The 21,545-nt window shown below is 60.0% G+C and carries 20 protein-coding genes; 9 read left to right on the plus strand and 11 right to left on the minus strand.

What is annotated here, in order from left to right:
• Positions 1-30: 30 nt before the first annotated feature.
• Entirely contained in the window at positions 31-2,106 is a 2,076-nt protein-coding gene (locus AB4Z35_RS02825) for an AsmA family protein (protein WP_442095961.1), read from the minus strand.
• A gap of 389 nt (positions 2,107-2,495) precedes the next feature.
• On the opposite strand from AB4Z35_RS02825, the gene AB4Z35_RS02830 reads away from it, so the two are divergent.
• The 7 genes from AB4Z35_RS02830 to AB4Z35_RS02860 all read left to right on the plus strand — a co-directional run bounded on the left by AB4Z35_RS02830 (position 2,496) and on the right by AB4Z35_RS02860 (position 7,895).
• Complete coding sequence (locus tag AB4Z35_RS02830) at positions 2,496-3,050, plus strand: hypothetical protein (protein WP_442095962.1); 555 nt, start codon at positions 2,496-2,498, stop codon at positions 3,048-3,050.
• 173 nt (positions 3,051-3,223) lie between these two features.
• Positions 3,224-3,856 (plus strand): TetR family transcriptional regulator, encoded by a 633-nt coding sequence (locus AB4Z35_RS02835; protein WP_007991209.1) that lies wholly within the window; start codon positions 3,224-3,226, stop codon positions 3,854-3,856.
• Positions 3,857-4,150: 294 nt separating this feature from the next.
• Entirely contained in the window at positions 4,151-4,651 is a 501-nt protein-coding gene (gene ureE, locus AB4Z35_RS02840) for an urease accessory protein UreE (protein ID WP_442095963.1), read from the plus strand.
• Entirely contained in the window at positions 4,648-5,322 is a 675-nt protein-coding gene (locus tag AB4Z35_RS02845; protein ID WP_442095964.1) for an urease accessory protein UreF, read from the plus strand. Before ureE ends, AB4Z35_RS02845 begins: the two co-directional genes overlap by 4 nt.
• Positions 5,323-5,345: 23 nt before the next feature.
• Positions 5,346-5,960, plus strand: coding sequence for an urease accessory protein UreG (gene ureG / locus AB4Z35_RS02850; protein WP_442095965.1), 615 nt, complete (start codon positions 5,346-5,348; stop codon positions 5,958-5,960).
• A gap of 27 nt (positions 5,961-5,987) precedes the next feature.
• The gene (locus AB4Z35_RS02855; protein ID WP_442095966.1) at positions 5,988-6,560 is read left to right on the plus strand and encodes a HupE/UreJ family protein; all 573 of its coding nucleotides are present in this window, start codon (positions 5,988-5,990) and stop codon (positions 6,558-6,560) included.
• A 201-nt stretch (positions 6,561-6,761) separates the two neighbouring features.
• On the plus strand, positions 6,762-7,895 hold the full coding sequence (locus AB4Z35_RS02860; protein ID WP_442095967.1) for an AGE family epimerase/isomerase: 1,134 nt from the start codon (positions 6,762-6,764) through the stop codon (positions 7,893-7,895).
• Between the two features lie 102 nt (positions 7,896-7,997).
• Here AB4Z35_RS02860 and AB4Z35_RS02865 read toward each other — a convergent pair whose 3' ends face one another.
• The 10 genes from AB4Z35_RS02865 to amaB all read right to left on the minus strand — a co-directional run bounded on the left by AB4Z35_RS02865 (position 7,998) and on the right by amaB (position 19,025).
• The gene (locus AB4Z35_RS02865) at positions 7,998-8,903 is read right to left on the minus strand and encodes a cation diffusion facilitator family transporter (protein WP_442095968.1); all 906 of its coding nucleotides are present in this window, start codon (positions 8,901-8,903) and stop codon (positions 7,998-8,000) included.
• A gap of 172 nt (positions 8,904-9,075) precedes the next feature.
• Positions 9,076-9,837 carry an SDR family oxidoreductase gene (locus AB4Z35_RS02870; RefSeq protein ID WP_104451541.1) on the minus strand — a complete coding sequence of 254 codons (762 nt, stop codon included), beginning with the start codon at positions 9,835-9,837 and terminating at the stop codon, positions 9,076-9,078.
• A 297-nt stretch (positions 9,838-10,134) separates the two neighbouring features.
• Positions 10,135-10,383, minus strand: a complete 249-nt coding sequence (locus AB4Z35_RS02875) for a hypothetical protein (RefSeq protein WP_442095969.1) — start codon at positions 10,381-10,383, stop codon at positions 10,135-10,137.
• 192 nt (positions 10,384-10,575) lie between these two features.
• Complete coding sequence (locus AB4Z35_RS02880) at positions 10,576-11,292, minus strand: ABC transporter ATP-binding protein (protein ID WP_008016858.1); 717 nt, start codon at positions 11,290-11,292, stop codon at positions 10,576-10,578.
• On the minus strand, positions 11,289-12,164 hold the full coding sequence (locus AB4Z35_RS02885; RefSeq protein WP_442095970.1) for an ABC transporter ATP-binding protein: 876 nt from the start codon (positions 12,162-12,164) through the stop codon (positions 11,289-11,291). The genes AB4Z35_RS02880 and AB4Z35_RS02885 overlap by 4 nt, the downstream gene beginning before the upstream one ends.
• The gene (gene livM, locus AB4Z35_RS02890; protein ID WP_442095971.1) at positions 12,161-13,441 is read right to left on the minus strand and encodes a high-affinity branched-chain amino acid ABC transporter permease LivM; all 1,281 of its coding nucleotides are present in this window, start codon (positions 13,439-13,441) and stop codon (positions 12,161-12,163) included. The genes AB4Z35_RS02885 and livM overlap by 4 nt, the downstream gene beginning before the upstream one ends.
• A gap of 3 nt (positions 13,442-13,444) precedes the next feature.
• Positions 13,445-14,359 (minus strand): ABC transporter permease subunit, encoded by a 915-nt coding sequence (locus AB4Z35_RS02895; protein ID WP_008001868.1) that lies wholly within the window; start codon positions 14,357-14,359, stop codon positions 13,445-13,447.
• A 240-nt stretch (positions 14,360-14,599) separates the two neighbouring features.
• Complete coding sequence (locus AB4Z35_RS02900) at positions 14,600-15,733, minus strand: branched-chain amino acid ABC transporter substrate-binding protein (protein WP_442095972.1); 1,134 nt, start codon at positions 15,731-15,733, stop codon at positions 14,600-14,602.
• A gap of 362 nt (positions 15,734-16,095) precedes the next feature.
• Positions 16,096-17,379, minus strand: coding sequence for an L-pipecolate oxidase (gene amaA, locus AB4Z35_RS02905; protein ID WP_442095973.1), 1,284 nt, complete (start codon positions 17,377-17,379; stop codon positions 16,096-16,098).
• A gap of 155 nt (positions 17,380-17,534) precedes the next feature.
• Entirely contained in the window at positions 17,535-19,025 is a 1,491-nt protein-coding gene (amaB, locus tag AB4Z35_RS02910; protein WP_442095974.1) for an L-piperidine-6-carboxylate dehydrogenase, read from the minus strand.
• 175 nt (positions 19,026-19,200) lie between these two features.
• On the opposite strand from amaB, the gene AB4Z35_RS02915 reads away from it, so the two are divergent.
• A complete protein-coding gene (locus tag AB4Z35_RS02915) occupies positions 19,201-20,112 on the plus strand; it encodes a LysR family transcriptional regulator (protein ID WP_442095975.1) in 912 nt (303 codons plus the stop codon).
• Between the two features lie 205 nt (positions 20,113-20,317).
• A complete protein-coding gene (pncB, locus tag AB4Z35_RS02920; protein WP_442095976.1) occupies positions 20,318-21,544 on the plus strand; it encodes a nicotinate phosphoribosyltransferase in 1,227 nt (408 codons plus the stop codon).
• Position 21,545 lies beyond the last annotated feature (1 nt).

The raw sequence follows: 21,545 nt of genomic DNA on the forward strand, positions 1-21,545 counted from the left end.
GCTCGCGATGGCGGTTTTGCAGGCACTCGATTATTTGGCTGGTTTGACGGTGACAGGCGCCTTGCCCGCCTTCATTTGCTCCAGCAATGGCGCGCACTGGTTCGCCTCACCGCCGCTTGGCGCCACCAGTGCCAGCAACCCTGCCGCCGGTGCGGCGATTACGCCCAGCGCCACCATCCCGGCTCCGCGCAGCATCAACGGCACGGCCTTGACCCCGGCATCGGGTTTGATGAACTTGCCGCGCACATACAGTGGCGAGCGCAATGAAATCAGGCGCCACCCCTTGGATTCCGGGGTGATGGTCAGGTCCAGCTGTTCAGTCGCCATGTTCGCGGTGCCGTCGATGTAGACGACGGCGTTCTCGGTGTCGAACACAAACAAGCGGGTACTCGCCAGGCCGGACTGGATACCGAAGTCGGCAGCCGCGCAGTTGATCTTCACTTCCTTGTCGCCAAAGATCTTGCCGACCACATAGTTGCCGACGTTCAGGCCCGCCAGCTCCATCAATTCGCGACTGATGGCGCCATCATTGATCAGCATTTTCAGATTGCCATTGGCACTGCCCAGCAGCTTGGCCACCGAATTGCCGCGTCCGTTGATATCAGCATCGCCGTTGAGTTCGCCGAAACTGGTTTTCATCGGTTCAAAGCCAGGAAACAACTGCTTGAGCTTGAAGCCACGCGCAGTGATCCTGGCCTGGCCTTCCAGTGGATCGGTGTGGCCGTTCAGGCGAATTTGCGCATCCAGTTTGCCGCCCGCCACGCCGAAGCGCAGCGGCTCGAGGCTGAGCACGCCATCGGTGAGCACCAGATGGGTATAGAGGTCGTTGAATGGCAGTTTTTCGCTGTGCATGATGCGTTTGCCGGTGAACTCGACATCGGCGTCCATGTCGCGCCAGCGATCGGTCTTGAACTCTTCGACCGGCAGCACTTTGTCCGCCGGTTGTTTACTGTCGCCGCCACGGGCCTTCTGTTTGGCGTTGGAGTCGGCGCCGATCAACGGGGCCAGGTCAGCGAACAGCAATTGATTGGACAGCAGCGAGCCGCTGAGTTTTGGCCGTGGCTGGCTGGCCACGTAAGTCAGATTGCCATGGATGTCACTGTCGCCGATCTGGCCGTTGAACTCTTCATAGCGGAACACCGCGCCTCCCGTCTCGTGCAGCTTGGCGATCAGGTGGCCGTCGGTGGCATAGGGCGGCGTGTCCGGCAGGATCACGCCGGTCAGCGGGTAGAGGTTGCCCAGGCTGGTGCCGGCCAGTTTCAGGCGCAGGTCCAGGGCGCCGAGATTCAGCGGATCGGTCAGGGTGCCGGCCAGTTCGACGCTGGAATCGGCGATCTTCACCTGTGCCTGAAGCGGAAACGGCCGCGCCGCGTCCTGCAGCGCCAATAGCCCGCCAATCTTGCCCTGGCCCGCGAGTTTCTGGCCGTGGTACTCGCCGTTGACCTTGAGGGCGAACGCATAATCCTGGGGTGACGAGCCCTTTTCCTGCGCGGCTTTCGCCGCTTTGTCGCCGACGATATCGCTGAACGGAACCGGTTTGCCCAATGGATCGATCAGTACGTCGAGTTGAGTCTTCAGGTTCTGGTCGTCGAGGGTGACGCGGCCCTTGTCGAAGCCGATCGCGCCGATATCCACCACCCAGCTGGAAGGCTCGGCGTTCGGGTCTTTGGGGTCGAACTTGAACGTCCAGTTGGCGCGCCCGTCAGCCAGGCGTTGCAGCTGGGCATTCGGCTCGGTGAGATCGATACGCGGGATCACCACCCGCTGCGCCAGCAAGGCCAAGGGTGAAATACGCAATTCGACACGCTTGAGGGTGACCATCTGCGGTTGTTTTGACCAGTCCGGATTGCCCAGGCTGAGGTCCTCGGCCACCACGTGGGGCCACGGCACCCAGGCGCGCCAGCCGCTTTCATCGGGCTCGGGCTGCCAGACCACCGACAGATTGCCGTTGATGGCAAAAGCGCGGTGCAGTTCTTCGGAAACTTTGGCGTTGAGTGGCGGTTTGATCCGGTTCCAGTCGAAGAACACGATGATCAGCACCAGCACCAGCAACAAGGTAAGGAAGGTGGAAAGGGTCCAGACAAACGTTTTTTGAGTGCGCGTCATTGCACAGGGCTCCTGATACGACTGAGCGCCCCGACTGCGACGCACAGGTGAAACGGCGAGCCGGAAGCGGCCCGTCATGAAGTCTACGACTGATAAAAACCCGGCAGGTTTAATCGAAAGACCGATTTCGCCGAACTCGCCCAGTCCAATACCGACCGACCAGTCGATCAGCGTTACCGCCCCCCGCACTTTTGCACGTCACGGATGGGTCGAAAATACCCACTTCAGTGCAAAACCGATCGCCGGAAATGCCCGTTCTAGAGGGCCTGCAGCAAACAATCAATTCCGTTGATTATTACCATTGCGTTTATGAACTTTCATATCGACTTATCGAGAGTAGCATTGCTCTCGTACCCACTTATTCGCACTCCCAAGGAGCAAAAATAATCATGAAACGCCAATTACTGCTTAGCCTTACCCTCTCGATGCTGGCCAGCACCGCATTTGCCCTGCCTGCCGCTGACCAGGCTACACCACAAGTGAAAGACAGCCGCTCGGTGTTCAGCCAGACCGTCGCCGCTGATGGTTCCGACCGTACTCCACAAGGCCAGACCCTCGCCGAAGGCGGTAATGATCGCCTGAAAGAAAAAGGCCTGATCACTCAGGATGGCTCGGACCGCACTCCACAAGGCCAAACCCTGGCTGCTGACGGTTCGGATCGCACCCCACAAGGCCAGACCCTCGCTGCTGACGGTACCGATCGCACCCCACAAGGCCAGACCCTCGCTGCTGACGGTACCGATCGCACCCCACAGGGCCAGACCCTCGCCGCTGACGGTACCGATCGCACCCCACAGGGCCAGACCCTCGCCGCTGACGGTTCGGATCGCACCCCACAAGGCCAGACCCTCGCTGAAGGCGGTTCGGATCGCACCCCACAAGGCCAGACCCTCGCTGAAGGTGGTGGTGACCGTGTAATCGAACGCAACAGCGCCGTGAGCTAAGCCCCATGGCCGCCTTGAAAAAAAGCCCAATCCCCGGATTGGGCTTTTGACTTTTCAGCGGTCCGCTTGATAGATACCGCACTTCCCCGCGTGATCCCCCATACAGTCGTTCGACGCCGGCAAAGCCGATTTGCTAGAGTGCGCCGCGTCCCTGTCCAGAAAACGCCCTTGCGATGCTGCCCCGCGCCGAACAGAAACAACAAACCCGTAACGCCCTGATGGACGCTGCCCGGCGCCTGATGGATGGCGGCCGAGGATTCGGCAGCCTGAGCCTGCGTGAAGTAGCGAAAACCGCCGGGATCGTACCGACCGGTTTCTACCGTCATTTTGCCGATATGGATGAACTGGGCCTGGTGCTGGTCAGCGAAGTCGGCCAGACATTCCGCGAAACCATTCGCCTGGTGCGGCACAACGAATTCGTGATGGGCGGCATCATCGATGCCTCGGTGCGGATCTTTCTCGACGTGGTCAGCGCCAACCGTTCGCAGTTCCTGTTTCTCGCCCGCGAGCAGTACGGTGGCTCGCTGCCGGTGCGCAAGGCCATCGGCCGTTTGCGTGAAGACATCAGTTCGGACCTGGCGGCAGATTTGTCACTGATGCCGAAACTGCAGCATCTGGATATCGCCGACCTGAGCGTCATGGCCGATCTGATCGTCAAAAGCGTGTTCGCCACCCTGCCGGACATCATCGATCCACCAGCCGAGGCCTTGCCTGAACACCTGACGCCCCAGGCGAAAATCACCCAGCAACTGCGGTTTATCTTTATCGGCCTGAAGCATTGGCAAGGGCTCGGCAGTACCGAGTAAAGCCCATTCCTCCAGGCTGATGCAATCAATGTGGGAGCGAGCTTGCTCGCGATAGCGGTGTGTCAGATACATACATATTGCATGTACTGCCGCCTTCGCGAGCAAGCTCGCTCCCACATTGAACCGCGCCGCTTCAACTTGGTGCGCAAATCAAAAACAACGCACCAATTTCAACCAAAAAACTTACTCCATCGATACCCGTCCTACGTCTCCGTCAGGCATTTCCTACGCATCATGTCGATTGGCAAGCCCCTTGCTCTAGCCTGAGCATTGTTCATTGCTGGAAGCCTTCCGATGCTGGTGATTCATCGCAGAATCGACCCTCAACCCGTTTGGGCCGCCGAACTGCACCTGACGTTCGAAGCCCGCAGCAAAAGCCGTTTGCGCTGTTTCAGTGCCGAAGGCGAAGACGTCGGGTTGTTTTTGGAGCGCGGCCAGTCGCCATTGCATGATGGTGAATGCCTGCAGGCCGAAGACGGGCGAATCGTGCGTGTCTGCGCCCGCCCCGAACAATTGCTGCACGTCACCTGCGCCAATGCCTTCGAACTGACCCGCGCGGCCTATCACCTGGGCAACCGCCATGTCGCCCTGCAAGTCGGCGACGGCTGGTTGCGCCTGCTCGACGATTATGTGCTCAAGGCCATGCTCGAGCAACTCGGTGCCCATGCCGAGAATATCGAGGCTCCGTTCCAGCCGGAACATGGCGCCTACGGTGGCGGCCATCATCATTCGCGCCACGGTGATGAAGACTTCAACTACGCGCCGAAACTGCACCAGTTCGGCGTACGCCCATGAACCCGGCCTGGGCGCTGCTGCGCCTGGCCAGTCCGCAATTGCCGATTGGCGGCTACAGCTACTCCCAAGGGCTGGAGATGGCTGTGGATAACGGCCGGGTAAACGATCCCGCCAGCGCCCGACGCTGGATCAGCGATCAGATGCTGCTGAACCTGGCACGCTTCGAAGCACCCTTGCTGCTCGCCCATTGCGTGGCCGCCAGTGAGGACAACTGGAGCGAATTGCTGCAACGCTGCGAGGAACACCGCGCCAGTCGCGAAACCCGCGAGCTGCATCAGGAGAGCCGACAGATGGGCTACTCGTTACAGCAGTTGCTCAATGGCTTGCCGGAACTCGACATCCCCGCCCGCGCCTTCCTCGAGCAACACAGCGAGCCACATCTGGCCCTGGGTTGGGCGTTGGCCGCCCGCGCCTGGCAGATCAGCCCACAGGACGCCCTGGCCGCGTGGCTCTGGAGCTGGCTGGAAAACCAATTGGCAGTGCTGATGAAAACCCTGCCCCTGGGCCAGCAGGCCGCCCAGCGCCTGACCAGCGAATTGTTGCCGCTGTTGCAGCAGGCCCAGCAGAACGCCAGCCACATCCATCCCGATCATTACGGCAGCGCCGCTTTCGGCCTGTCCCTGGCGTGTATGGCCCACGAGCGCCAATACAGCCGTCTGTTCCGTTCCTAGGGCCTGTTATTTTGGAGAATCACATGAACACACAACCCCTGCGCGTCGGCATCGGCGGCCCGGTCGGCTCTGGCAAAACCGCCCTGACCCTGGCCCTGTGCCTGGCCCTGCGCGAGCGCTACAACCTGGCCGTGGTGACCAACGACATCTATACCCGCGAAGACGCCGACTTTCTGGTGCGCAACGAAGCCCTGGCGCCGGAACGCATCATTGGCGTGGAAACCGGCGGCTGCCCGCACACGGCGATCCGCGAAGACGCCTCGATCAACCTTGAAGCCGTGGATCAACTGAACCGCCGCTTCCCGGGGCTGGACCTGATTCTGGTGGAGTCCGGTGGCGACAACCTCTCTGCGACCTTCAGCCCGGAACTGTCCGACCTGACCATCTACGTGATCGACGTCTCGGCCGGCGACAAGCTGCCGCGCAAGGGTGGGCCGGGGATCTGCAAGTCCGACCTGCTGGTAATCAACAAGATCGACCTGGCGCCGCTGGTCGGTGCCTCGCTGGAGATGATGAACAGCGACACCCAGCGCATGCGCAACGGCAAGCCATTTGTCTTCAGTAACCAGAAAACCGGCCAGGGTCTGGAGGAGATCATCGCCTTCATCGAACGCCAGGGCTTGCTGATCGCGGCCTGATCACCACTTGAACAAGGAAGCTTATCCATGACACTCAAACGCATTCTCGGCGCCCTGGCCCTGCTGCTGACGCCAGCTCTCGCCTTCGCCCATCCGGGGCATGGCGACAATGGCTTGATCGCCGGTATCAGCCATCCGCTTGGCGGCATCGATCACTTGCTGGCGATGCTCGCGGTCGGCCTGTGGGCCGCACAGCAACAAGGTGCCGCACGCTGGGCACTGCCTTGCACCTTCGTTGGCACCCTGTTGATCGGCGGGATGCTGGGCTTTGAAGGAATGAACCTGCCTGCACTGGAAAGCGGGATTGCCGCTTCCGTATTGGCTTTGGGGCTGGCGGTTGCTCTGGCAGTGCGTCCACCGCTGGTGATGGCGGTGGGTGCGACGGCGTTGTTTGCGCTGTTTCATGGCGTGGCTCATGGCCTGGAGCTGCCGGAGATGTCGAGTCCATGGACCTATGCTGCTGGTTTTGTCGCCGCGACGGCTGTGTTGCATGCGGCGGGTTACGCGCTGGTGCGGGTGTTGCCTCAGGCGGCGGCACCGTTGGTGCGACTGGCGGGCGCGGCTTCGGCGGTGACCGGGGCGTGGCTGCTGGCGGGCTAGTTCTCTAGTGCCTGAACCGGCCTCTTCGCGGGCAAGCCCGCTCCCACAGGTTTTTGTGGTGTGGTTACGATCGCATGTACACATACGGTCAATGTGGGAGCGGGCTTGCCCGCGAAGGCGGCCTGACAGACACAGCCTCTCTCAGGTCAGCCTCTCTGCTAACATGTCGCGCAATCGCCCCTGCCGTGACGACGCCAGCCAATGCCGCCTGTTTCCCGCTCCGCCTCTCAGCCTGAATTGACCGCCCTGTTCGCCTCGGTGCAACAGCACTTCCTGAACGTCATCGTGCCGCTCTGGCAAGGCCCGGGCTGGAACGCCGACATGGCGTTGCCCTATGAGGCGCTGGATGCCGAACACCAACCGCTGCCACCGCAACGTTACCGGGCCATGGCCTGCGCGCGGCAGTTGTATCTGTTTGCCAGCCTGATCGGACAGGTGCCGGGCGCCGAAGAGCGTGCCGCCGCGTTGTTCCGCTCGTTGCAGCGGCACTTCCACGATGCCGAGCACGGTGGCTGGTTCTACAGCGTCGATGCACAAGGGGCGCCGCTGGATCAGCGTAAGGACCTCTACACCCACGCCTTCATCCTGTTCGCCTGCGCCCATTACTGGGACATGGTCCGCGAGCCGCTGGTGGAATCGGTACTCAATGCCTCGCTGGAAGTGGTTGCCCAGCGTTTCGCCACGGGCGACGGCCTGTACGAAGCCACCCTCGACCGCGACTGGGCATCGCTGGACAGCGGCCCTTTGCAAAACCCGCTGATGCACCTGGCCGAAGCATTTCTCGCCACATTGGCGGTGCGTGAAGACCTCGATGTGCAGCACGCACTCATCGAGTTATGCACAGCCATGCACGTGCGTTTTATCGACCCGCAGCACGGCGTGTTGATGGAAAAGCCGCTGGGGTCTGTGGATAACTGGTTTGAACCGGGGCATCAGTTCGAGTGGTATTACCTGCTCGAGTCATCCGCTCTGCTGCGTAGCTCGAAACTGCATGGTTCGCTGCAACGTGCTTTTGCCTTCACCGAGCAATTGGGCGTCGATCAACAGACCGGCGCGGTGCGGGCCATGCTCGACCTCGAACCGAATGGCGGCGTCCGGGACGCCACGCAGCGTATCTGGGCCCAGGCCGAGTACCTGCGCGCCTTGACGCTGCGCCCGGACAGTGAAGCGAATGTACTGCGCCAGTTGCAGGCATTGCAGCAGCGCTCACTGCACGCAGGAGGCTGGTTTGAGTGCCGTGATGAGCACGGTGAAGTCAGCCGCCGCGACATGCCGTCGACCACGCCTTATCACCTGGCGACCTGTTATCGCGGGTTGGCGCAATATCTCGGCTGACTGTTTGGTTGCTATCGCGAGCAGGCTCGCTCCCACAGTTGATCGCATTTCCATGTGGGAGCGAGCCTGCTCGCGATTGACCTCAAAGAGCTCACCTACCTGTCACTCAGTCCACTTGCGATCCCCGGTAAAGCTGATGGTCAGCCATCGCGCTGCATCCGGCTTACCGAGCTTCGCGGAAATCTCCTCCCGCAAACTGTCCAGTTGCCCTACTCCGTCGAGCCAGTAATCCTTCGGCAATACGATGTGAATCTCAATGAAACACGCCCGACCGTGCTTCTGCACGTAGGAAATGTAGTCGTCGAAACCATGCTCGACCTTGGCCTCGTCCATCACCTGGCGCACCTTGTCGTCCAGTTGATCCGGGACAATCCCCAACACATCGCGCAATGCCGGTCCGAGGATTTTGAACGCCGGAGGAAGCATGCCCAAGGCCAGCAGAATCAGGATCATCGGGTCGACATACACCGCCCACTTGTCGTAACCCTGGGTCTTGAGCAGCAGCGCAATCAGGAAACTCACCAGCAGCCCCGCCGACAGCATCGCGTCCACCAGCCAACTGATGTTGTCGAACTGGATCAGCGATGATTTGAGTGTGCGATTGCGATGGCGGACGTAGAAAAAATAAATCAGTTCAACAACGGTAAACACCGCTGCGTAGAGGATCACCAGACCAAGCTCGACCTCGCGGCCACCACTGATGATTCCAAACACACCGTTGAGAAAGGCATAAATGGCAACCAGGAACAGGAAGCTGCCTTCGATCACCAGCACCATGGGTTCCAGGTGCCAGTAACCGAACTGGAAGCGCTGGTTGCTTTCCTTGGCGATCAGCCTGGCGGTGATCAGCATCAGCACCTTGATGAAGGCCGCGACTAACGAAAAGAAGCCATCGAACAGGATGGATTGTGCGCCCGAAACAAAACCGGTGATGATCCCGGCGAATGTCACGGCGAGCATCAGGAAGGTCGATTGCTTGAGCAGCGACTGCTCGCCTCGATTACTCACTGGATCTCCTCTAATACCTCTAGACCGCCGGGTGTGGCGGGTTGCTTGAGGGAGGAGTCTAGCTGATGTCCTGTTGTGTCTATTCCGGCCTCATCGCGAGCAAGCTCGCTCCCACAGTTGATCGCATTTCCATGTGGGAGCGAGCTTGCTCGCGATTGGCCGTTACTCGGTCTTAAGACTTACGCTCGATAGAAAACCCGGCCCAGGTCTGGCTCACCGGCATCAGCTCCAGGCTGTTGATGTTGATGTGCGCAGGCGCATTGAGGACCCAGAAAATGGTCTCGGCGATGTCTTGCGGCTGGATCGGCTCGGCGCCTGCGTAAGTGGCGTTGTAACGCTCCTGGTCACCGGCAAAACGCACCAGCGAGAACTCGCTCTCGCACAGGCCCGGCTCGATGTTGCTGACGCGCACGCCCGTGCCTTGCAGGTCGCACCGCAGGTTCAGGGAGAATTGTTTGACGAACGCCTTGGTCGCGCCATACACGTGGCTGCCCGGGTAAGGATAGTTACCGGCGATAGACCCCAGGTTGACGATACCGGCGCCGCGACCATGGGCGATCAGGCGTGGCAAGAGCAAGCGGGTGCTGTACATCAGGCCTTTGACGTTGGTATCGACCATGGTGTCCCAATCGTCCAGGTCGCACTTGGGTGCCGGATCGACACCCAGGGCCAGGCCCGCGTTGTTGATCAACCCGCGCAGCTTGGCGAAGGATGGCGGCAGATTGGCAATCGCCTCTTCCATGGCCTTGCGATCACGCACATCGAGCACCAGGCCATGGACTTCGGTCTGCTTCGACAGCTCGGCGCACAGCGCATTGAGGCGCTCTTCACGACGGCCTGTCAGCACCAGTTTCCAGCCTGCGTCGGCAAAACGACGGGCACAGGCTTCACCAAAACCGGAGGTCGCGCCGGTAATAAACAGGGTGTTGGACATCGTGTTCTCCTTGCTTCGGCTGATCGCCAGCCATTGGAATAGAAAATCAGCAGGCAGCATGCCCGGCCTTGATCACAGCGGCAACCACCGTTCAAACTGTTCAAAAAACACTCAATCCCGGCAAGCCCTTGACCATCGTGGCCTGCAGCCATGTGCGCGCACGTTATCCACAGGCCGGTCCACAGTCTTTGGGGGCAAGTGAAAAAGCTGCAAGCCGCTATCCACAAGGCTTTGCGCGGGGATTCAAAACTTTTTTGCTTGACCCTCAACCACCTGCTGTGTAGCCCTTGGCCATTTTCATGACTGACGGGTCAAACCAGCGATGGCGCCAAGCCAGTAACTACGGCCTTCAGCCGGGTCTTTCCAGAGTTTAATCACAGACTTATCCACAGGCTTGTCCACGCTGAATCCACGCAGCTTCATCACGAACAAAAAGGTTGACAAAGCAGCCTGAGAGTTGCGCAAAAACACCTGATCAAAAAATAACCACGCCTCTGCAAGCCACGTTTTCAAAGGCCTGCAGCCAGCTACTCCCACGTTATTCACAGCCGGCTCCACAGCAAACGGGGACAAGTCAAAACCGTGACAAAACAACTATTTGCAGCGGCTTTATGTCGCGCTTCGGGAGCTCTTGAATATTGTTTTCCACAATTTCCCGGAGGCACGCCAAAAACCCTGTGGGAGCGAGCTTGCTCGCGATACGCTCGCGCGCCGGGGCTTGTGTGTAACCACTGAAACTCAGTGCCCGCCGAGATAGGCGTTACGCACATCCTCGTTGACCAACAACTCCTTGCCGGTACCGGTCATGCGGATTTCGCCGTTGACCATCACGTACGCCCGGTCCGACAACCGCAAGGCGTGGTTGGCGTTCTGCTCCACCAGGAAAATGGTCATGCCGGTCTTGGCCAGTTCCCGCAGGGTGGCGAAGATCTGCTTCACCACGATCGGCGCCAGGCCCAGGCTCGGCTCATCCAGCAGTAACAACTTGGGCCGGCTCATCAGGGCCCGGGCGATGGCGAGCATCTGCTGCTCGCCACCGGACATGGTCATCGCCCGCTGAGTACGCCGCTCTTCGAGCCGCGGGAACAGCTCGAACATGCGTTGCATGTCCTCCTTGGCGTACTTGTCACCAATAGGGATAGTGCCCATCAGCAGGTTTTCTTCGACTGTCATGTCGGGGAACACCCGCCGCCCTTCCGGCGATTGCGCGATGCCGTTGGAGGCGATGTAGTGGGACGACTTGTGGGTAATGTCCACGCCCTGATAAAGGATCTGCCCGTCCGCCGCCCTTGGCTGGCCGAAAATCGACATCAGCAGGGTCGACTTGCCGGCACCGTTGGAGCCGATCAGGCTGACGGTTTCTCCTTCCTTGATGTGCAGCGAGACTTTCTTCAGGGCCTGGATCGGCCCGTAAAACACATCCAGTTCCTTGAGTTCGAGGATGGGTTGGCTCATAGCACCACTTCCTCTTCATCGGCGCCCAGGTAGGCCGCAATCACTTTCGGATCGTTACGAATCGCTTCGGGTCCGCCCTCGGCGATGACGATGCCGTGGTCCAGCACCACGATGTGGTCGGAGATACTCATAACCATGCCCATGTCGTGTTCGATCAGCACCACGGTCAGATCGTGCTCGTCGCGCAGCAGCCGGATCATCGCGCTCAGCGCTTCGGTTTCCTGAGGGTTGAGGCCGGCCGCCGGTTCGTCGAGGCAGATGATCTGCGGACGGGTACACATGGCCCGGGCGATTTCCAGGCGGCGTTGCTGGCCGTAGGACAGCTCACCGGCCAGACGGTTGGCGCAATCCACCAGGTCCACCACTTCCAGCCAGTAGAACGCGTGGTCCAGCGCATCGCTTTCGGCCTTGCGGTAGCCTTTGGTGTTGAGGATGCCGGCGAGCATGCTGCGGTTGACCCACATGTGTTGGGCCACCAGCAGGTTTTCCAGCACCGACATTTCCTTGAACAGGCGAATGTTCTGGAACGTACGCGCCAGCCCGGCACGGTTCACCAGGTGAGTGCCACCGAACGCCTTGTAGAACAGTCGACTGGCGAAGGATTTCGGCGAAACGAAATCGGTTGGCTTGAACGACTCGCCCAGCAACTTGATGACGTTGGTCTGCTGACCACGCACATTGAGTTCGATCTTGCCGCCGGAGGCCTTGTAGAACCCGGTCAGGCAGTTGAACACCGTGGTCTTGCCGGCGCCGTTGGGGCCGATCAGGGCGAAGATCGAATTGCGGTGGACTTTCAGGCTGACATCGTTCAACGCCTTGATGCCGCCGAAGTGCATCATCAGCTTTTCGACACTGAGTACGACTTCGCTCATGGCGCTACTCCTTTACGCGGGGTCACACCGGTACGGCTGATCCGGATCAGGCCGCGCGGTCGCCAGATCATCATCAACACCATCAGGATGCCGAACAGCAGCACGCGGTATTCGGCGAAGCCACGCAGCAGTTCCGGAGCCACGGTCAGCACGAAGGCTGCAATTACGACACCTATGGTCGAGCCCATGCCGCCGAGTACCACGATGGCAAGGATCAGCGCCGACTCGAAGAAAGTGAACGAGGTCGGGTTGACGAAACCCTGGTAAGTGGCGAAGAACACCCCGGCCAGCCCGGCAGTCGAAGCACCGATGGTGAATGCCGAGAGCTTGACCAGCACGTGGTTCAGACCCATTGAACGACAGGCGATTTCGTCTTCGCGCAGGGCTTCCCAGGCGCGGCCGACCGGCATGCGGGTCAGGCGGTGCTTGATGTGCAGCACGGCCAGGACCACCAGGAACAACACGGCGTAGATGAAGTAGTACTTCACGTCAGGGTTGTAGGCGATGCCGAAGAATTCATGAAACGGCACCCCGCCCTCTTTCGCCCTTTTTCCGAACTCGATGCCGAAGAAGGTTGGCAACGGCGCTGCCATGCCATTCGGGCCGCCGGTCAGGGACAGCCAGTTATTGAGGATCAACCGAATGATTTCACCGAAGCCCAGGGTCACGATCGCCAGGTAGTCACCGTGCAGGCGCAGCACCGGGAAACCAAGGATGCAACCAGCCAGACCGGCCGTGATCGCCGCCAGTGGCAACACCGTCCAGAAACCCAGCCCCAGGTACTGATAACCGAGCGCCAGGCCGTAGGCGCCGATGGCGTAGAACGCCACGTAACCCAGGTCGAGCAGGCCGGCCAGGCCGACCACAATGTTCAATCCCAGCCCCAGCAATACGTAGATCAGCCCGAGGATGACCACACCCAGCAGGTAGGAGTTGGAGAAAAACGGGAACGCCACGGCGATGACAATCATCAGCGGGATGATCCAGCGCAACCGGGATTTGTAATCAGGCGCCAGTACATGAACCCCGGAGCCGGTGGTTTCAAAGCCTTCGAGAATTCTCAGGCCCTTTGGGGTTTGCAGGAACAGGCTCAAGGCAAAACGACCGGCCATGACGATAGCGACAATCCAGGCTACCCGGGTCGTTTCCAGGTTGAAGCCATAGCCATCGAGGACGATGCCGACAATCGGGCCGAACACAATCAGGGCCACGAGGCCGGCAAGAACCGCGTCAACCAGGCTTTTTTTGAGATCGATTTTATGAGTGGTTGAAGACATCGCTTACACCTTCGACACAAGAGGACGGCCGAGCAGGCCCTGGGGCCGAAAGACCAGAACGAGAACCAGCAGCGAGAAGCTGAAGACGTCTTTGTAGTCCGAGTTGACCAGACCTGAGAACAGCGACTCGGAGATGCCGAGGATGATCCCGCCGAGCATGGCACCAGGCAGCGAGCCAATCCCGCCGAGCACCGCGGCGGTGAACGCCTTGATGCCGATGACGAAGCCTGCGTAGAAATCGAACGTGCCGTAGTTCATGGTGATCAGCACACCGGCCAGGGCCGCCATCGCTGCACCAATGATGAACACGTAGGAAATGATGCGGTCGGTGTTGATCCCCAGGATCGAGGCCATCTTGCGGTCTTGCTGGGTCGCGCGGCACATGCGGCCGAGCTTGGTGTACTTGATGACATAGGTCAGCAGGCCCATCCCGACAAACGCTGCGACCAGAATGAAGATCTTGGTGTAAGTGAGCTGGACGAAGCCGGTCCCGACTTCTACTCGCCATGCACCAGTCAGCAGTGTCGGAACGCCTTGTTGGCGGGCACCCTGGGCGATCTGTGCATAGTTTTGCAGGATCAGCGAGATCCCGATGGCGCTGATCAGCGGTGCCAGTCGGGTGGAGTTACGCAGGGGTTTGTAGGCAACACGCTCGATGACCCAGCCATACACCGCCGTGACGACGATGGTGAAGATCAGTGTGCCGAGCATCAACAGGGGGAAGGATTCAATACCGAAGTATGCCAGCAGAGCCAGACTGATTGCCGCGAGGTAAGCGGAAATCATGTAAACCTCGCCGTGGGCGAAGTTGATCATGCCGATGATGCCATAGACCATTGTGTAGCCGATGGCGATCAGGCCATAGACCGACCCGAGGGTCAGGCCGTTGACCAGTTGCTGCAGGAAAATACCATCCATAACGCAATCTCACGCAATGAGAACCTGCACATGTGGCTGTGCGGTTCTTCTAAGGAAAATACAGATATACGTCGGAGCAATGTCAGCCACGATCAGACAGGCCACCACCGCCCCCTGTAGGAGCGAGCCTGCTCGCGATTGCGGTTTGACATTCAACGAATGTGTTGCCTGTCAGTCCGTCATCGCGAGCAAGCCCGCTCTCACAAGGGAACTGTGGGGTTCAGCCGATCGGGTCAGCCCTTACTTCTGTTTTTCCAGCTGGTGGTATTTGCCGTCCTTGTCCCACTGGTAAACCACGTAGTCGGAGACTTTCAGGTCGCCCTTGCTGTCCCAGGTCTTCTCGCCCATGACGGTTTGGACCTTGTTGGCTTTCAGCCATTTGGCAGCGTCTTCACCCTTGTTGGACTTGGCGCCGTTGAAGGCAGCAGCCAGGGTCTGGACCGAAGCGTAGGCGTACAGGGTGTAGCCTTCAGGTTCGGTACCGGCCTTGCGGAAGGCGTCTACCACGGTCTTGCTGTCTGGCAGCAGGCGTGGGTCGGCACCGAAGGTCATCAATACGCCATCAACGTTCTGTGGGCCACCGGCGGTGGTCACCAGTTCGTCAGTCACGATGCCGTCATCGGACATGAACTTGACGTCTTTGAGGCCCTGTTCACGCAGTTGCCGAACCAGTGGACCGGCTTCCGGGTGCAAGCCGCCGAAGTAGACCACGTCGGCACCGGCCGCACGGATCTTGGTGACGACAGCGCTGAAGTCTTTCTCGCCGCGGGTCAGCCCTTCGTACAGCACCGGCTTCACGCCGCGTTTTTCCAGCTGAGCCTTGGTGGCGTCCGCCAGGCCCTGACCGTAGGTGTCCTTGTCGTGCAGTACGGCGACTTTCTTGCCCTTGAGCACGTCGACGACATAGTCGCCAGCCACGATACCTTGCTGGTCGTCACGCCCGCACATGCGGAACATGGCACTCAGGCCGCGCTCGGTCACCTTGGGGTTGGTGGAGCCCGGGGTGATCGTGATGATGCCGGCTTCGTCGTAGATCTCGGAGGCAGGGATAGTCGACGAGGAGCAGAAGTGACCTACCACACCAACGACTTTCTTTTCGGTCAGGTCCTTGGCGACCGTCACAGCCTGTTTCGGTTCGCAGGCGTCATCGCCCTTGACCAGTACGATTTTCTCCCCGTTAACCCCGCCAGCCGCGTTGACCGCATCGGCCGCCGCTTGTGCACCCTTCATGTACTGTTCGCCAAATGCCGCGTTGGCGCCTGTCATTGGTCCCGCTACGCCGATCTTGATGTCAGCCTGAGCAAACGCAGAAACACCCAACGCAGTTGCCACTGCGAGGGCCAGAAAGCCTTTCTTGTAAAACGTCTGGGACATGAGGTGGTGCTCCATGGTTTTTTTAATTGGCACTGCGACTTCAATGAATGCTCAGAGCAAGGGCCGTGCCATCGGTTTTTTATTCTGAAAAAAGTCGCTGCTTTCTTGTTATTTCGACTGTTTCGGGCCCATTTTCATTGGGCGTGCAACCGTCTAAACCGCGGAAGGTAAAACCATTATTTTTTTGAGGCGCAACCCGCTTGCGCCATCATTGCAACCGCGGCTTTAAACGACGTGCAACCAGCCTGTAACAACGTGCGTCACCGAAGTGCACACTGCTGGTGCGGGACTGCTACAACCCGCACCACTACAGGCTAGCTGCAGATCAAAAAAGCGCCGCTTTTCACTACGAAAATCAACATTCAGATCACGATCCGCAGGCACTGGCCTGCGTGATACAGCGAGAATCCCGCCTCATACAAACAACTGCGCAACCCCACCCCGGCCAATGGCTGCATGGGCGCAAAAGGAATCGGTAGTGCTTGAGGATTTCCGTTACACAGGTAATCGGCAAAGGCCTTGCCGACCACCGTTCCCGTGGTCACGCCCCGACCGTTGTAACCGGTGACTGCCACCAAGCCGGGCGCCGGTTCGAACAGGCGCATCAAATGATCGGGGGTGAAGGCGATGCAACCGGTCCAGGTGCACTCCCACTCCACCGGTTTGAGGTACGGGAAATAATGTTGCTGCACCCGGTCAGCCCAGGCCTTGAGAAACCAGGCCGGTTTCTGATTGCCATTGCCGAGACTGCCCAGCAGCAGGCGTCCGTCTTTATCCCGACGAATGCTGCTCAGGACCTGGCGGGTGTCCCAGGAACCCTGGCCGCCGGGGAGGATTTGCTGCGCAGCCTCTTCGGTCAGCGGGACCGACGCCACCTGGTAGTAATAACCGGGGAAGAAATTGCGCCGCAGCTCCGTCCAGTCGCCTTCGGTGTAGGCATTGGAGGCAATCACCACTTTCTCGGCCATGACCGAACCCTGGGCGGTTTGCACTGACCAGCGCTGGCCCTGGCGTTCGAGTCGGGTGACCGGGGAATGATCGAACAATTGACCACCCAGACCGATGGCCGCTTTGGCCAGCCCCGTGGTGTAGGCCATCGGGTTAAGCGTACCGGCACGGCGATCGAGCAACGCGGCGGCGATCTTTTGGGTACCCGTCGCTTGTTCGCAGGCCTGACCGGTCAACAACTCCACCGGCGCCCCACGGCGTTTCCATTGTTCTTCACGACTGCGCAAGTCGGCTTCGCCACGGGCGTTGTGCGCCATGTGCAGCGTGCCTTCGCGGCGCAACTGGCAATCGATGTTGTACTTGTCCACAAGACTGAACACCAGGGACGGCGCCGCCCCCAGCATGCGGTTGAGCTGGCTGCCGACCTCCTTGCCGAACCCGGCTTCGATCTCGTCCGGGGGAATCCACATCCCGGCATTGACCAGCCCGACGTTGCGCCCCGAACCACCATGGCCGGCACGATGGGCCTCCAGCACACAAACGGTCTTGCCTTGCTCCAGCAGATGCACCGCCGCCGACAACCCGGTAAACCCGGCGCCGATGACGCAGACATCCACCGCGACCTCACCCTTGAGGGCCGAATTGTCCGGCCTTTGCGGCGTCAGTTTTTCCCACAGACACTCATCGCGTAACGGCATTGCCAGACTCCAACAGAAACCTAACAAACACATTCATTCAAATGTGGGAGCGGGCTTGCTCGCGAAAGCGTCGGCACATCCAGCATCAATGTGACTGATAAACCGCTTTCGCGAGCAAGCCCGCTCCCACAGGAGATCACTGTCCGACTCGAGATTTAGTCGAACGTGATGCCCTGCGCCAACGGCAACTCCAGCGAGTAGTTCACGGTGTTGGTCTGGCGGCGCATGTAGCCGCGCCATGCATCGGAGCCGGACTCACGACCGCCGCCGGTTTCTTTCTCGCCCCCAAACGCACCACCGATTTCCGCGCCGCTCGGGCCGATGTTGACGTTGGCGATGCCGCAGTCGCTGCCCACCGCCGACATGAACTGCTCTGCTTCACGCACGTCGGTGGTGAAGATGCACGAGGACAGGCCTTGTGGCACCGCGTTGTTCAGGCGCAGAGCCTCCTGGAAATCGCTGTAACCGACCACGTACAGGATCGGGGCGAAGGTTTCGTGGCAGACCACATCGCTCTGCTCCGGCATTTCGACGATGGCCGGCGACACGTAGTAGGCATTCGGAAATTGATCTTGCAACTGACGCTCGCCACCGAACACCCGGCCGCCTTCGCTCAAGGCCTGTTCCAGAGCATCCTGCATGTTCTCGAAGCTTTGCTTGTCGATCAGCGGGCCGACCAGGTTGCCTTCCAGCGGATGGCCGATACGCACTTTCGAGTAAGCGGCTTTCAGGCGGGTAACGATTTCTTCTTTCACCGACTCATGAGCGATCAGGCGACGCAGGGTGGTGCAGCGCTGACCGGCGGTGCCGACGGCGCTGAACAGGATCGCGCGAACAGCCATGTCCAGGTCGGCGCTCGGGCCGAGGATCATCGCGTTGTTGCCACCCAGTTCGAGAATGCTGCGGGCAAAGCGCGCGGCCACTTTCGGTGCCACTTCGCGGCCCATGCGGGTGCTGCCAGTGGCGCTGATCAGCGCCACGCGCGGGTCATCCACCAGCGCTTCACCAGCATCGCGACCGCCGATAACCACCTGGCACAGGTGCGCAGGTGCATCGCTGAAGTTTTTCACGACGCGATCGAACAACGCCTGGCAGGCCAGTGCGGTGAGCGGGGTCTTTTCCGACGGTTTCCACACCACCGGGTTACCGCAGACCAGCGCCAGCGTGGTGTTCCAGGCCCAGACAGCGACCGGGAAGTTGAACGCACTGATCACGCCGACGACGCCCAGCGGATGCCAGGTTTCACGCATGTGGTGGCCAGGACGCTCGGAGGCGATGGTCAAGCCGTACAGCTGACGGGACAGACCGACGGCGAAGTCGCAGATATCGATCATTTCCTGAACTTCACCCAGGCCTTCCTGGGTGATCTTGCCGGCTTCCCAGGAAACCAGTTCGCCGAGGTCGGCCTTGTACTCGCGCAGGACTTCACCGAATTGCCGCACCAGTTCGCCACGGCGCGGTGCCGGAACCTTGCGCCACAGTTCGAACGCATGATCTGCGCGACTGATGTGCTGCTCGACTTCAGCGGCGCCTTCCCAGTTCACGGCGGCGATCCTGCTGCCATCGATCGGCGAATGCACTGGCACTTTGCCGTTCTGGTACAGGGCCGGGTTCACACCTAGACGATCAAGCAATGCGGCAACCATGGGTCACTCCTCAAGCAAAAGACAGAACACGTGCAGCCGGAAATTCACGGCTGATCAGACCTGTAGTTTTAGCTGTCCGGAGGTTACTCAACAAACGACCTTTAAGAGAGATATCATTCCGTTTATTCATGCTGTGCATTGCTGGCAATAAAGAAACAAGAACCAAGGACCGCCCATGCTGAATAAACGCTACCTGCCATCGATCGCTGCGTTGCAGTGCTTCGAAGCCGTTACCCGGCACTTGAGCTTCACCCGGGCCGCCGAAGAGCTGAACCTGACCCAAAGTGCCGTGAGCAAACAGGTCGCGCAACTCGAAGAGCTGTTGCAGCACCTGCTGTTTCGCCGGGTGCGCCGACGCCTGCAGATGACGCCGGCCGGCGATCTGTACCTGGTTGAGGTGCGAAAAATTCTCACACAGGTCGAGATGTCGACCCATTACCTGCGTTCCTACGGTGGCGAAACAGAAGTCCTGCGGGTTTCCACACCTCCGACCTTCGGCGCGCGCTGGCTGGTGCCCCGCCTGAAAGGCTGGCGCCTGCGGCACCCGTCGATCCATCTGGACCTGTGCAGCGAGCAGGAAGCCGACGATCTGCTGCAAGGTCGCAGCGACCTGGCGTTCTACTTCGGCCAGGGCTCGCGGCCCGGTACCGAATGCCTGAAGCTGTTCGGCGAAGAGCTGGTGCCGGTGTGCGCCCCGGGTAGCCTGCCGGACACGCCGTTCACCGACCCGACGCAACTGACCGACCTGGTCCTGCTGCAAAACGCTTCCCGCCCCCAGGCATGGCATGACTGGTTCGACCACCAGGGCTACCACACCGAGCACAGCTACCACGGCCCGCGTTTCGAAACCTTTTATATGTGCATCCGCGCCGCCCAGGTCGGCTGCGGCGTGGCGCTGTTACCCCGCTTTCTGGTGGAAGAAGAACTGGCCGACGGCAAGCTGGTCATTCCCTGGCAGCATGCAATGCCCAGCACCGACGCCTATTACCTTGCGTACCCGGAGCATTCGGCGGAAGTGCCCAAGGTGCGGGATTTTGTGAAGTGGATGCTGGAGCAGATCGATAGCCCGGATACCCCACAACATTGAGCCCTTTCACAATCCCTGTGGGAGCGAGCTTGCTCGCGAAGGCGTCGGCACATCCAGCATCAATGTGACCGACAAACCGCATTCGCGAGCAGGCTCACTCCTACAGGGGATTTGCTGCGGCTAAAAAACTGCTGGTAATCCTTGTCCCTGATATGCGCCACTAGCGCCACTGATCAATACCGCTGCAACGCTGGAGATTCCCGTTATGAGCGAGAGTGTGTTTGCCGATCGCATCGTGCAGAACCTGCTCGACACCGACTTCTACAAACTGACGATGATGCAGGCGGTGCTGCACAATTACCCGAACGTCGAAGTCGAATGGGAGTTTCGTTGCCGTAACAAGGAGGACTTGCGCCCGTACCTGGCGGAAATCCGCTTCCAGATCGAGCGCCTGGCCGAACTGAGCCTGAGCGCCGACCAATTGAGCTTTCTGGAACGCATCAGCTTCCTGAAGCCGGACTTTTTGCGCTTTCTCGGCTTGTTTCGCTTCAACCTGCGCTACATCCACACCGGCATCGAAAACGGTGAGCTGTTCATCCGCCTGCGGGGCCCCTGGCTGCATGTGATCCTGTTCGAAGTGCCGCTGCTGGCGCTGGTCAGCGAGGTGCGCAATCGCTATCGCTACCGCGAAGTCGTGCTGGGGCAGGCCCGTGAACAGCTCTACCGCAAGTTCGACTGGCTGAGCGCCAACGCCAGCAGCGATGAATTGTCCGAATTGCAGGTGGCCGATTTCGGCACCCGCCGTCGTTTTTCCTACCGCGTGCAGGAAGAAGTGGTGAATGTGCTCAAGCACGATTTCCCCGGACGCTTTGTCGGCACCAGCAACGTGCACCTGTCCCGGGAGCTGGACATGAAACCCTTGGGCACCATGGCCCACGAATGGATCATGGCGCACCAGCAACTCGGCCCGCGGCTGATCGACAGCCAGATCGCCGCACTCGATTGCTGGGTCCGCGAATACCGTGGCCTGCTGGGGATTGCCCTGACCGATTGCATCACCATGGATGCCTTCCTCGGCGATTTCGATCTGTTTTTCGCCAAGCTTTTCGACGGTTTGCGCCACGACTCGGGCGATCCGGTGATCTGGGCGGAAAAAGCCATCGCCCACTATCACAAGCTCGGCATCGACCCGATGAGCAAGACACTGACCTTCTCCGACAGCCTGACCCTGCCCAAGGCCCTGGAGATATTCCGGGCGCTGCGCGGTCGGATCAATGTCAGCTTCGGCATCGGCACCAACCTGACCTGTGATATTCCGGGTGTCGAACCGATGAGCATCGTGCTTAAAATGGCCGCCTGCAACGGCCAGCCGGTGGCGAAGATCTCCGACGAGCCTGGCAAGACGCACTGCAAAGACCCGAATTTCGTCGCGTACTTGCGACACGTTTTCCAAGTACCTGCCGCCCTTTCAAGTACATCAAGCAAGGAGTGAA

The organism is Pseudomonas sp. KB_15, assembly GCF_052114525.1.
Classification (GTDB): Bacteria; Pseudomonadota; Gammaproteobacteria; order Pseudomonadales; family Pseudomonadaceae; genus Aquipseudomonas.